An 11,947-nucleotide genomic window follows, 5' to 3' on the forward strand; every position below is an offset into this window, starting at 1 on the left:
TAAATGGATTTAGTTTTAGAGATAACAGCTGTTATATTAGGTTTTGCCTATCTATACTTTATAATAAAGGAGAATAAAATATGTTGGTTTTTTGGGATTGCATCTTCCTTGGTAAGTATTTGGCTTTTCTATAGATCAACCTTGTATGCTGAGTCAATTTTGTATGTATACTATGTAATAATTGGTGTTTACGGTTATGTTTTATGGAATAAAAGTCCGGAAGAACAACTTAAGGTTACCGATGTAAAAGCATCTAGCCATTTACTGATTATATCAGTAGGAATTCTTTTGTCGTATGCTTTGGGTTACGTATTCTCTAATTACACCGATGCCAAAAGTCCATTTCTGGATTCTACTACAACTATTTTTAGTTTTATTGCCAGCTATCTTGAAGCTAAAAAGAAATTGAGTGGATGGATTTATTGGGTGGTAATTAATTTGAGCACTATATTTTTATACCACAACAGGTCTTTAGATTATTATGCTGGTTTAACCGTGGTTTATACCGTGTTTTCGGTAGTTGGTTACATACAGTGGAAAAAGCATCTAAATAAAGAAAATAAGCCGTATAATATTGTGCATTAACTTGTGTAAATATTGATTGAGGGAGCCTTGTAAACGAGAATTTATAAGGCTCCTTTTTTAAATAATTCAATTAACTCGCCGGCAATACTTCTGGTATTCGGATGATCGGGTAGTTTGTCTTTTGAGTACCAATCGGCAGCTACAATCTCCTTATTATCTAGTTCAAGCACAGCATCGTCATCTGCTTCAGCAATAAAGCCCAGCATAAGCGAGCTTGAATACGACCAAGGCTGACTTTTATAGTAGCGTATGTTTTTTACTTTAATTCCTACTTCTTCCATAGCTTCGCGCTGTATGCATTGCTCAACAGTTTCGCCCACATCAACAAATCCGGCAATAATAGAGTAGAAGCCTTCAGGAAAATTGGCATTATGAGCCATTAATAATGTATCGCCCTTTAAAATAGCCACTATCACAGCAGGTGCAATATTTGGGTATATGATATTACCACAGTTGCTGCACTCTATGCATCGCTCAGTTGTTTTTGCATGAGTTTCAGATCCGCACTTTCCACAATACTTGTGCTGTAAATACCAATTACGTAATTGTAATGCAACAATACTTGCCCAATCTATTTCAGGAGCAGAAATCACATTCGGAAATCGTATTTCCTGATAAATAAAGTTGTTTTCTTCTTCTTCAATTTTAAAATCCAGAACTAAGTAACAGTGTACCTCATTTAGGGTGAATAAAAAACGTCCGCTAGAAGGACAGTTTTCTATATCCTTCTTACGAGGTAAGGAAACGGTAGTAGCATTCTGAATAAGTAAAAGGGCATTATCCTTAAATAGAAATATGTTATCGTTTGCTTCAATGTTTTCTTTACTAACAAAGGTGTTACTGAAGAGGTGTGGATGAATATCTTGTATCATAGAGGTGTTTTGTAGGATTAATTTACACGTGAGCGTGATGTTTTTAAACTGCGCAAACTTTCGAGTATTACAGATAATAGTACGATGAATCCGCCAATAATTGAATTACTATCAGGCAATTCGTTTAAGAAAATAATGGCAAGTACTATTCCATAAACGGGCTGTATGCAACTCATAATACTTGTGGAGGTAACCGAGAATTTTTTGAGGCTGTATAAAAATAAGGTATGCCCAATGGCAGTGGTTATAATACCAAGTGCCAAATTCGCCGGAAGTTGAGCCATAACATCAATGTTTTCTTCAATGAAAAAGAAAGGAGATAGTATAATCACAATGGTGAACATCTGATACATCATTAATATAGAGCCATTATAGTTGCTAGTTTTTGATTTTACGATGATGTTTCTGAGCGAATACACAAAGGCAGATAATACGCCATAAGCTAAAGCTTTGGTGTAATCATGTTCAAAACTGAACTCTGGAACCAAAAAGTAAATACCAACTAAAACCAACAATCCCAATAACAGGTGAATGCGTTGAAATGGGGTTTTTAATAAAAGCGGTTCTAAAAACGAAGTGATGATTGGGAAAGTAAATAACGAAATCATACCAACAGCTACATTCGATAATCGTAGGGCTTCAAAATAAGTAAGCCAATGCAAACCCATAAGTATTCCGCTTAGGGCAAGCATAGGCAAATCTTGTTTCTTTATTTTTAAATTGAAGCCTTTCCAAATGCAAAAAGCAAAAAGTAATATGCCTGCAATTATGGCTCTTGTTACAATGGTAATGGTTAAAGGGAGTTCAATATATCGGGCTAGAACCCCCGATGTTGCCATAAATATTAAGGCGATATTAAGCTCAATGATGTATTTAAATTGAGGATGCTTTGTCATTAGTTGTAGTATTGAAGTGCAAACTTAGCGTTTTATGAGATATAAGTGATGTTTTATAAGTTATAAACGCCATATTCAATTCTACTTTAACACTTATTACCATATGGCTTAATTGTTATTTAGGAATAAGCATGAAGCAACCTTTTGTGTACAAGTAATTGATAAGAAAGAGTAAAGACTTATAACAGAATCATTTTCTCAGTTTCTTCAATAAGCTCGTTAATAGCATCCTGATTGTAAGCATCAGCATGTGCTCTTGCAAATCCGCCATTATCGTTATTGTAGTATTTACCCGTTAAGTCTTGGTATTGTTTTCCAAGCGTTAAATCGTATAATATATCCGAACCTTTTTCAGCCGGAGACCAGTGTTGTCCGTAAGCTTCATTTGCCATCTTGGTGTTTAAAAGCGAGCCCGGATTTACTGCTATAACGCTTATGTCTTCTTGCTTATTGGCTAAATAAAAACTCCACATGGTTAATGCCAATTTACTTTGTGCATAAGCTTCGTTAACAGAAATAGCCCTTGTTCCTTTTGCAGCATCAATTGCAACAGGTGCTTGTGCGGCCGAACTTAAATTAACAATACGCGCTTGATCTGCCTTTTTAAGTAATGGCATTACCTCCTTGGTGAGCAAATATGGAGCTAAGTAGTTTACGGTAAAACGTAATTCATAACCTGATTTTGTACTTGCCGAACTTTTAAAAATACCAGCATTATTTACTAAGGCATCTAGTTGGGGAATACTTTTGTTTATTTGATCGGCCATGTCTTTAACAGCAGCTAAATCCGACAAATCGGCAATGAAGCCTCTGATGTTATTGTTGTTGCTAGTATTAACTATTTCATTAACAACAGCCATTACCTTTTCCTGATTGCGTCCATGTATATAAACGTGGTGTCCTTCGTTGGCCAATTCAAGGGCTAATATTTTGCCTATTCCGTCAGTACTTCCTGTTATTAATATATGTTTACTCATAATATTTTAATTTTTAATGCATAGATAGTTGTATGGTTCTAGCTACTATCTATGCATCCTATTAATTGAATTCTAATTAAATAAATCGTAGTATTTCGTCTACTTCTTTACGTTTAGTAGGAGCGGTTGTGCCTTCTTCGTAACCGTAAACAATTAAAGCAGCAACAGTTTCTTCTTCTGGTAAGTTTATTATTTCAGCAACAGATACATCGCTTATTACTCCCATAACACAGGTTCCTACGCCCTTGGCATGTGCAGCTAGGCAAAATGTTTGACAAGCAATACCAGCATCAAAAACTTCCCATACATTGGCCTTAGATGTAGCATAGTCATCACCTTCGAGCTTTCCACTTTTGCCTTTTACAAAGCTTAATACAGCCACACCTTTAGCTTCTTTAAGTGTATTAATGTTATACACAAAACCATTAACGCCATCGGTTGCAAGTTTTTGTATGGTTTCATCGTCATCAATAATAGTATATCGCGCAACTTGAAAATTTCCCCATGATGGAGCCCATCGGCTTACAGAAATAATGTCTTTCATTACTTCGCGGTCTACCTTTTCATTTTTGAATTTACGTACGCTTCTACGTCCTTCTATTAGTTCTATTGCATCCATAACTTATCTATTATTTATGTTAATACTACTTACTTTTCGAATTCAGAATAATTGAGCAATACTAGGCAATGTGCGACATTTCATGCACAATAAATTCTTCAACAGCGCCCTCTGTATTTTTTATATAATCAGCTAAGTGCTGGTTGCCCATGTGTTTTTGCCACAACTCACGATTTTCCCAGTTCTCGAAGAATAAAAAGAAGTTTGGATTCTCATTATCCTGATGTAAATCATAATTAATACACCCTTCCTCAGCTCGTGTTATGTCTATTAGTTTCAATAGTTCTGATTTTACAAAATCAGCTTTTCCTTCTTTTACGGTAATTCTTGCTACAATTGTTAATTTTTGACTTGACATCCTGTTAAAGTTTAAATGATTATTTTTATTAGTGTTCATTAATTTACCAATAAGCGAGTTCATTATCAATATTCACTTGTTTTTATATCAAAGTGAACAATACAAAGATAGGCTATACTCTAATTAATACGATGTAAATATATGAGGTATTATTGTATTAATATTGGAGATGTTATTTGTTATAGTATCCTATAATGCAATATAGAAGTACTTTAATTATTAAATGTCGTATATTTGCACAGTGGTACCAATAAATATACAATGATTACGAAGTCGATAAATAAGCTATTTGAAATTCATATTGAAGAGTTTGAAGTTTGGGATAAGCGACCCTACAAGAATAATTTCTTCGAGATTGTTTATGTAGAAAAGGGTAAAGGCACTCAGTGTATTAATCAGCATGAATTTAGTTTTCAGGAGGGTAATGTTTTTTTGTTACCGCCATTAGATTGTCATTCTTTTAAGATTGATGAAGCTTCACGTTTTTATTTTATACGTTTTACCGATCATTATTTTTTAAACAAAGATGCTTTAACAGATTACCATGTTTGGTTTGATAAAATAGCTTACATATTGGCTAATTATAATAAAGCTCCCGGAGATATTATTGAAACAGAGCGTGAGCGCGACTTTATAATAAACAATATTAAAACTATTTATCAGGAGCATTTAGTGGCCGATAGTTTTTCGCAATCGATAATGACAGGGGCTTTGGCTTCTATTTTAAATATTTTGGCACGCAGTATTGAAAAGAGATATGTTGATCAGGCAAACGATATAGACAATAGGTTTGGTGAGATTGTACGCTACGTTAATACCAATATTTTGGATAAGGACAAAATACGTGTTCCTGTTTTGGCAGATAAGTTTGGAATTTCAAAGTCGTACTTCTCAGAGTATTTTAAGAAGCAAGCGGGTTTAAGTTTAGCGGATTATATACTAAAATCGAAATTAAAGATTGTAGAAACAAAAGTGTTGCATACTGATTTATCGGTTAAGGAAATAGCCTTTCAGCTTAATTTTACCGATAGTAGCCACTTGGCGCGTTCTTTTAAAAAGACTTATGGTATGACTATTAAAGAGTTTAAGAATAGTGGACAAATGTGTTGTGCTTAATAAATATAATTTAAGACATTATCTATGACTGATATAGAATATATTATTGATTTTCACTTAGGAGGAAAAAGACAAGGGCCAGGAAGCGATAAAGAAACTCTAAAGGCATTGAGCTTTATTGATATAATTAATAATAAGGATTTAAGAGTAGCTGATATTGGATCTGGCACAGGTGCTCAAACAATTTCTATTGCAAATAATATAGACGGAAAGGTATTAGCTGTAGATTTATTTCCGCAGTTTTTAGATAAGGTAAATGAAAATGCCAATAAGCTAGGATTACAAGATAAGGTATTAACTATGGAGGCTTCAATGGATAAACTTCCGTTTATAACTAACGAATTTGACATTATTTGGTCGGAAGGAGCTATTTATAACATAGGTTTTGAAAATGGACTTAGGCAATGGAAGCCGTTTATAAAAGAAGGAGGTTATGTTGCAGTTACTGAAATATCTTGGTTAAGTAATAACAGACCTAGTGAAGTACATGAGTTTTGGACGAATGCTTATCCTGAAATTGATACCATTTCTAATAAAACTAAGGTGATTGAAGAAAATGGATATTCTCCAGTAGCACATTTTATCTTACCTAATAATTGTTGGTTAGATAATTATTATAATCCGATGGAAGAAAGATTTTCATCTTTCTTAAAAAAGCATGCGAACAGTAAAGCCGCAAAAGCCATTATAGATGGTGAGCAGAAAGAGATTGAGCTGTATAAAAAGTATGGAACTTATTATGGCTACGTGTTTTATATAGCCAAGCGTATATAATATTTTACAACACAAAACCTCCTAACTAGCAATGTAGCATAGTAGGGTGTATTGTTGTTTTTAATGAAAATGTATTGTTTAAAAAACGCTATCACCTCCAAAGGGCGTGTTCTGCTCCAATGGGTTGTTAAATATCTTATTTTTAGGTTTATTGCTCGGGTGGTCTGGATGATCAGGATTACCCACCCATGGAGGATTTTCGTCTCCAGGCTTCCATTCAGGCGTAGAAGGTGCCATCATAACAATTTCCTGATCTATTTTTATTTCTTCTATTCTTGGTTTGTGATATATCTTACCCATAACTATTAAATATTTATGTTCTGTAAGTAATGTTGTTCTGTATCTGAATCAACTTTTATGCCAATTATTTAAATAGAATCTATATTAGAGTATTAGTTGTTATATACCGTGCCGTTGCAGCCGGATGTGCGATATTCCATTAAAGGAGATAATAATAGAAGCCTAATAGGGTTTTATAGAAAAGGTCAATAGATATTATCAGTTATTGGCCTTATCTATAAAAATGATATAAACTTTAATCAGTCTAATGTGTAAATTTCCATTATTTGTTCAAGCTCTTTATCAAAGTCAATTTTTAGGTCTTTTAATTTACCAGTTTCTAGGTCAAATACCATCCCGTGCACTGATGCTTTACGATCTTTATAAGCCTTTTGATAATCAGCTGTTTTAATAACGTTGATGCATTGCTCTTGAATATTTAACTCAACTAATCTTCTGTATCGTTCAGATTCATCTTCAATAGCCATTAGTTGTTCCCTATGCAATCTGTAAACGTCTCTAATATTTCTTAACCACGGATTAAGAATTCCGAGATCAGACGAATCCATGGCAGCCTTTACACCTCCGCAACCATAGTGACCACATACTACAATATGCTGTACTTTTAAAATACTTACGGCATAGTTTATTACAGACATGGAACTTAGGTCAGTATTAGGTACCATATTGGCAATATTTCTATGTACAAATACTTCACCAGGCTGCGCACCCATAAGTTCTTCTGCCGTTACTCTACTATCCGAGCAACCTATATATAAAATGGTAGGTTTTTGATCGCTCGAAAGCTTTTTAAGAAAGTCAGGATCTTGTTTTAATTTGGTATTTATCCACTCTTGATTATTGCTGAAAAGTTGTTTTATTTTCATAGTACAAAATATTTTGTTTCGATTAATTAATCAGCTGTCAAATATAAAAACAATATAAATATATTAATGTTTAGTGCGGCCCGTTAGAACACCGAAGTTTCTCAAAAATTAGCCTTTTTTATGGGCAATTTTATTAACAATTACTGCAATAGCACCATCGCCAGTTACATTAGTTGCTGTTCCAAAGCTATCCATGGCAATGTAAAGGGCAATCATTAGGCCTTGCAGCTCGGCGCTAAAGCCAAGCATACTTTCTAATATACCTAACGCAGCCATAATGGCTCCACCCGGAACCCCAGGGGCTGCCACCATAGCAATACCTAACATTAAAATAAAACCAGCAAGTGCACCAAATGTAACGGGCATACCCGATAACATCATAATTGCCATGGCACACGCAACTATTTTCATAGTGCTACCTGATAAGTGGATAGTGGCACAAAGGGGTACTACAAAACCAGCCAAATCTTCATCTACGCCGTTTTTAATGGTTTGCTCTAATGTTACAGGTATTGTGGCGGCTGATGATTGTGTGCCGAGTGCTGTCATATAAGCTGGAAACATATTTTTAAGTAATTTCCAAGCATTTTGTTTGCTTACCCATGCAGCAATAGTAAACTGAATAAATAAAAGAACAACGGTTAAGAAGAATATGATAAGGATAACTTTTATAAAAACACTTAAAACGGGCAGTACTTGTCCGGAAGCCGTCATTTTTAGAAAGATACCAAATATGTAAAGCGGAAGTAAGGGAATTATGGCTACAGAAATAATCTTTTCTACCACTTCTTTAAAATCTTCAAAGGCATTTTTTAGTGTAGTTCCTTTTATTGAAGCCATTCCAAGACCTAGGGCAAAAGCAGCGACTAATGCAGACATAACACCCATGAGTGGGGGCATTTCAACTGTAAAGAAAGGAGTGAGTGTATCTACAGTTTCTTCAATATGTATTTGATCGCTGGTTGTTAATAGTTTAGGTAATGCAAACTGACTAACACTGAAGGTGAAAAAGCCAGAGAAAATAGTAAATCCATAGGCTATTAATGCAGTAATACCAAGTAGTTTACCGGCTCCTTTACCTAAATCGGCAATACCTGGTGCAACAAAACCGAGTATAATAAGAGGAATTACAAATCCTAAGAAATTGCCAAATAAGTCGTTGAAGGTAACAAAGGCCCTAACCATACCATCAGGAGAAATTAGTCCGATACCAATACCTAAGATAATGGCTATTATAATTCGTGGCAAAAGCCCAATTTTTGATAAACGCATACTTAAACTTTTAAATTTATAGCTTAATTACAACAAGTTGTCGAGTCCTCCTTGTCATTAATTTTTTGACCTTGCAAAGGTAGTTTTTATGATCACATGAAACATAATGATTTTTTTACAATCAGTCGTTAAATATAAAAAAGCCTATGCCGCTTGGATCCATTAATGAGATGTTATCTACCAAGTTTTCCGTATTAAACGCTGTAATATTCTCATAAACAGAGATGTTTTTAGTTTTGATATGATCAATAATATTAAGATTGTCCTTCCCGTTAAAATAGTTGAGTGCCGGGTTATTAAATAAATGTGGACAAGAGAACGGTTTCATCAAACTAATGTAGAAATCACCTTTAGTTTTAAGCTGAATGAAACCCTGTTCCTCATTTTCCATTTGCAATTTGAAACCTAACAAAATAAGGAGGTCTTTAGTATGTTGCATATGTGCAGTTTCGATACTTACACCAAAATTTGTACCTAAAATCGATTGGTTTGAACCGTCTGCTGTTGTGAAATCCTCTTCAGTAATGTAATACCAAAGGCCATTTCTATCCACTGCAATAGAATCATCATCTTGATTAAGTAAGATAGCATGCGAACTCAGCTTATTTATTAGTTCAGCTTTATTTGAGGTGCTAATTTTAAAGCCCTTCCTATATTTTTTATTTTCAGAAAGTTCAATAGTAATTTTAGCATCACTAACTAGATATGATGTGCCAGAGCTTTCTACCTTAAAGTTTAACTTTTTATAGAACTCGAGGCTTTCTGTAAGGTTTGGAGTCGGAGTTATTATTTTTACTGACATAATTAAGTGTTTATACCAAAAACATCCTCAAATAATTCAATTTCTTATCAATCATTCAATAATGCATTCGAAATTATTTAAGAAGTTGTTTAAAGTTGTATCGAAAATCTGCGAATAACACCTTGATTTCATTGGTAAAACTCAATACGCCACTCTCGTAATTGCCCTACAACCTTATATTACTTCTATATAAAAAAAGCGACCTGTTTAAATAACAAGTCGCTTTTAATTAATGTTTTGATAGAAATTAAATCCTATTGATCAATTCCTTCTAGCATAAACATAAAGCTGTACTCCAAAGCGGTTTCCTTGTAACGTTTAAAACGTCCGGAAGCACCGCCGTGACCGGCCTCCATGTTTGTATGCATAATTAATAAGTTATCATCAGTCTTCGTATCGCGTAACTTTGCAAGCCATTTAGCTGGTTCCCAATATTGTACTTGCGAATCAAATAAACCTGTTGTGATTAGTAAGTTAGGATATTCCTGCGCTTTTACCTGATCGTATGGAGAGTAAGTAAGCATATACTTATAAGCAGCTTCTTCTTTCGGATTTCCCCATTCATCAAACTCATTTGTGGTTAACGGAATTGTTTCATCTAACATAGTAGAAACCACATCCACAAACGGCACGGCAGCTATAACTCCGTTAAATAAATCGGGCTGCATATTTATTACAGCACCCATTAATAAACCACCGGCACTGCCGCCCATTGCATATAAATGGTCTGCCGATGTATAGTTTGCTTTAATTAAATGCTTGGCACAATCAATATAATCGTTGAAGGTGTTCATCTTATTCATCATTTTACCATCATCGTACCACTCGCGTCCCATTGCCTGACCACCACGGATGTGTGCTATGGCAAAAACAAATCCTCTATCTAATAAACTTAAACGTGTTGAGCTAAAATACGGATCAATTGTATTACCGTATGAACCGTAGGCATATAAAAGGAGAGGGGTTTCATCATTAAGCTCAGTACTTTTTTTATATACTATAGACATAGGTACTTTCTTACCATCGCGAGCTACTGCCCATTGGCGTTCTGAAACATATTCACTTGGTTCATGACCACCAATTACTTCTTGCACCTTTTTTACCTCTTTTTGTTTGGTGCGCATGTTGTAATCAATGGTAGAATTTGGAGTAGTTAAAGAACTGTATCCATAACGAAGAATTTCAGTATCAAACTCTGGATTAATGCTGATATATGATAAATATACTGGCTCACCAAAATCAAGATAATGCTCTTCTTTGTTTTTTTGATTGATGATGCGAAGATGAGGTAAGGCATTACTACGCTCACTTACTACCAAATAATCATTAAATACTTCTATACCATTTAATAAAACATCTTTGCGATGAGGTAATACTTCTTTCCAATTACTCATATCGGTAGCATTAACCGATGTTTCCATCAGTCTGAAGTTTTGCGCTTTATCATTGGTAACAATATAAAACTTGTCTTTATAGTGACTGATTGAGTACTCGTGATCCGTACCTCGTGGGGTAAACTGTTTAAATTTACCAGTAGGATTATTGGCATCTAATATCTGATAGTCGCTCACTAAAGTGCTACTGTTGTAAATGATGATGTATTGATCAGATTTAGATTTGTAAACACCAATGTAGTACGATGGATCTTTCTCGTGATAAACCATAACATCAGCCTTATTAGCTGTGCCTAGTTTATGGCGCCATATTTTTTCACTTAAAAGTGAGGTTAAGTTTTTAGATGTGTAAAAATAGGTTTTGTTATCGTTAGCCCAGGCACCTCCTGCTTCAACATTAGGTATAACATCGCTATAGAATTCGCCTGTTTCTATGTTTTTAAAACGGATGGTGTAAATTCTACGACTTACAGTATCCTCAGCAAAAGCCAATGTTTTATTGTCAGGACTCACTTTTAAACCATAGGCTGCGTAATATTCATGTCCTACGGCTAATTCATTTATATCTAAAAGTATCTGTTCTTTCTCTTCTAAAGAACCCTTTTTACGACAGTGAATGGCGTACTCTTTACCTTCTTCGTAACGCACATAATACCAATATCCATTTGAGAAATAAGGTACTGATGCATCGTCTTTTTTAATGCGACCAACAATTTCATCAAATAACTTTTCTTGTAATGGTTCCGTGTTTTTAAGTGCTGTTTCTGTATAGCTATTTTCAGCATTTAAATAATCAAGTACTTTTTGAGTTTGAATATCGGGTGTTTCTGCTACTTTTTGTTCATCAGTTAAACGCATCCAAAAATAAGGGTCGATACGTGTATCATTATGAATGGTTAATACAGAATCCTTTTTCTCCGCAATAGGAGCATCAGGCAGATTTGTTGGCATCATACTTTGTTTTTTTGCAGATGGATTACAGGCTGTTAAAAGTAATGCTGTAATCATCAGTAAATTAAATGTTCTGTTCATATATTATTGTTTTAGGTTGTAAGCCCAAATGTAGTAATAATTTGTTGTTATTGATAAGTAGAATCGCACGTTGCTTTGCTACCA

Annotated in this window: 13 protein-coding genes; 3 read left to right on the forward strand and 10 right to left on the reverse strand. The window is 34.5% G+C overall.

What is annotated here, in order from left to right; translation table 11 throughout:
* Window positions 1-3: 3 nt before the first annotated feature.
* Window positions 4-585 (forward strand): nicotinamide riboside transporter PnuC, encoded by a 582-nt coding sequence (gene pnuC, locus QMO11_RS05540; protein ID WP_282036400.1) that lies wholly within the window; start codon window positions 4-6, stop codon window positions 583-585.
* A 41-nt stretch (window positions 586-626) separates the two neighbouring features.
* On the opposite strand, the gene nudC is transcribed toward pnuC, so the two are convergent.
* From nudC to QMO11_RS05565, 5 genes are all read right to left on the reverse strand, one after another.
* The gene (gene nudC / locus QMO11_RS05545) at window positions 627-1,457 is read right to left on the reverse strand and encodes an NAD(+) diphosphatase (RefSeq protein WP_282036401.1); all 831 of its coding nucleotides are present in this window, start codon (window positions 1,455-1,457) and stop codon (window positions 627-629) included.
* A gap of 17 nt (window positions 1,458-1,474) precedes the next feature.
* Window positions 1,475-2,353 carry a DMT family transporter gene (locus QMO11_RS05550; RefSeq protein ID WP_282036402.1) on the reverse strand — a complete coding sequence of 293 codons (879 nt, stop codon included), beginning with the start codon at window positions 2,351-2,353 and terminating at the stop codon, window positions 1,475-1,477.
* Between the two features lie 179 nt (window positions 2,354-2,532).
* The gene (locus QMO11_RS05555; RefSeq protein WP_282036403.1) at window positions 2,533-3,330 is read right to left on the reverse strand and encodes an SDR family NAD(P)-dependent oxidoreductase; all 798 of its coding nucleotides are present in this window, start codon (window positions 3,328-3,330) and stop codon (window positions 2,533-2,535) included.
* Window positions 3,331-3,406: 76 nt separating this feature from the next.
* The gene (locus QMO11_RS05560) at window positions 3,407-3,949 is read right to left on the reverse strand and encodes a nitroreductase family protein (protein WP_282036404.1); all 543 of its coding nucleotides are present in this window, start codon (window positions 3,947-3,949) and stop codon (window positions 3,407-3,409) included.
* A gap of 61 nt (window positions 3,950-4,010) precedes the next feature.
* The gene (locus QMO11_RS05565; protein ID WP_282036405.1) at window positions 4,011-4,307 is read right to left on the reverse strand and encodes a putative quinol monooxygenase; all 297 of its coding nucleotides are present in this window, start codon (window positions 4,305-4,307) and stop codon (window positions 4,011-4,013) included.
* Between the two features lie 261 nt (window positions 4,308-4,568).
* Between QMO11_RS05565 and QMO11_RS05570 the strand changes: the two genes are divergently transcribed.
* Together QMO11_RS05570 and QMO11_RS05575 are read left to right on the forward strand one after the other, a co-directional pair.
* Complete coding sequence (locus tag QMO11_RS05570; RefSeq protein WP_282036406.1) at window positions 4,569-5,423, forward strand: AraC family transcriptional regulator; 855 nt, start codon at window positions 4,569-4,571, stop codon at window positions 5,421-5,423.
* A 24-nt stretch (window positions 5,424-5,447) separates the two neighbouring features.
* Window positions 5,448-6,197 carry a class I SAM-dependent methyltransferase gene (locus QMO11_RS05575; protein ID WP_282036407.1) on the forward strand — a complete coding sequence of 250 codons (750 nt, stop codon included), beginning with the start codon at window positions 5,448-5,450 and terminating at the stop codon, window positions 6,195-6,197.
* Between the two features lie 78 nt (window positions 6,198-6,275).
* On the opposite strand, the gene QMO11_RS05580 is transcribed toward QMO11_RS05575, so the two are convergent.
* From QMO11_RS05580 to QMO11_RS05600, 5 genes are all read right to left on the reverse strand, one after another.
* Window positions 6,276-6,497, reverse strand: a complete 222-nt coding sequence (locus tag QMO11_RS05580; RefSeq protein WP_282036408.1) for a hypothetical protein — start codon at window positions 6,495-6,497, stop codon at window positions 6,276-6,278.
* A 239-nt stretch (window positions 6,498-6,736) separates the two neighbouring features.
* The gene (locus tag QMO11_RS05585; RefSeq protein WP_068475818.1) at window positions 6,737-7,363 is read right to left on the reverse strand and encodes a carbonic anhydrase; all 627 of its coding nucleotides are present in this window, start codon (window positions 7,361-7,363) and stop codon (window positions 6,737-6,739) included.
* 108 nt (window positions 7,364-7,471) lie between these two features.
* Window positions 7,472-8,635, reverse strand: coding sequence for a dicarboxylate/amino acid:cation symporter (locus QMO11_RS05590; protein WP_068475820.1), 1,164 nt, complete (start codon window positions 8,633-8,635; stop codon window positions 7,472-7,474).
* Between the two features lie 121 nt (window positions 8,636-8,756).
* On the reverse strand, window positions 8,757-9,437 hold the full coding sequence (locus QMO11_RS05595; protein ID WP_282036409.1) for a hypothetical protein: 681 nt from the start codon (window positions 9,435-9,437) through the stop codon (window positions 8,757-8,759).
* A gap of 254 nt (window positions 9,438-9,691) precedes the next feature.
* Complete coding sequence (locus QMO11_RS05600; RefSeq protein WP_282036410.1) at window positions 9,692-11,863, reverse strand: S9 family peptidase; 2,172 nt, start codon at window positions 11,861-11,863, stop codon at window positions 9,692-9,694.
* Between the last annotated feature and the right edge of the window lie 84 nt (window positions 11,864-11,947).

It is taken from the genome of Saccharicrinis aurantiacus, from assembly GCF_947489045.1.
GTDB classification, from domain to species: Bacteria; Bacteroidota; Bacteroidia; order Bacteroidales; family Marinilabiliaceae; genus Saccharicrinis; species Saccharicrinis aurantiacus.

Coding starts and splice junctions, on each gene's coding strand:
- pnuC (WP_282036400.1), top strand. CDS start 4: ATGGATTTAGTTTTAGAGATAACAGCTGTTATATTAGGTTTTGCCTAT.
- nudC (WP_282036401.1), bottom strand. CDS start 1,457: ATGATACAAGATATTCATCCACACCTCTTCAGTAACACCTTTGTTAGT.
- QMO11_RS05550 (WP_282036402.1), bottom strand. CDS start 2,353: ATGACAAAGCATCCTCAATTTAAATACATCATTGAGCTTAATATCGCC.
- QMO11_RS05555 (WP_282036403.1), bottom strand. CDS start 3,330: ATGAGTAAACATATATTAATAACAGGAAGTACTGACGGAATAGGCAAA.
- QMO11_RS05560 (WP_282036404.1), bottom strand. CDS start 3,949: ATGGATGCAATAGAACTAATAGAAGGACGTAGAAGCGTACGTAAATTC.
- QMO11_RS05565 (WP_282036405.1), bottom strand. CDS start 4,307: ATGTCAAGTCAAAAATTAACAATTGTAGCAAGAATTACCGTAAAAGAA.
- QMO11_RS05570 (WP_282036406.1), top strand. CDS start 4,569: ATGATTACGAAGTCGATAAATAAGCTATTTGAAATTCATATTGAAGAG.
- QMO11_RS05575 (WP_282036407.1), top strand. CDS start 5,448: ATGACTGATATAGAATATATTATTGATTTTCACTTAGGAGGAAAAAGA.
- QMO11_RS05580 (WP_282036408.1), bottom strand. CDS start 6,497: ATGGGTAAGATATATCACAAACCAAGAATAGAAGAAATAAAAATAGAT.
- QMO11_RS05585 (WP_068475818.1), bottom strand. CDS start 7,363: ATGAAAATAAAACAACTTTTCAGCAATAATCAAGAGTGGATAAATACC.
- QMO11_RS05590 (WP_068475820.1), bottom strand. CDS start 8,635: ATGCGTTTATCAAAAATTGGGCTTTTGCCACGAATTATAATAGCCATT.
- QMO11_RS05595 (WP_282036409.1), bottom strand. CDS start 9,437: ATGTCAGTAAAAATAATAACTCCGACTCCAAACCTTACAGAAAGCCTC.
- QMO11_RS05600 (WP_282036410.1), bottom strand. CDS start 11,863: ATGAACAGAACATTTAATTTACTGATGATTACAGCATTACTTTTAACA.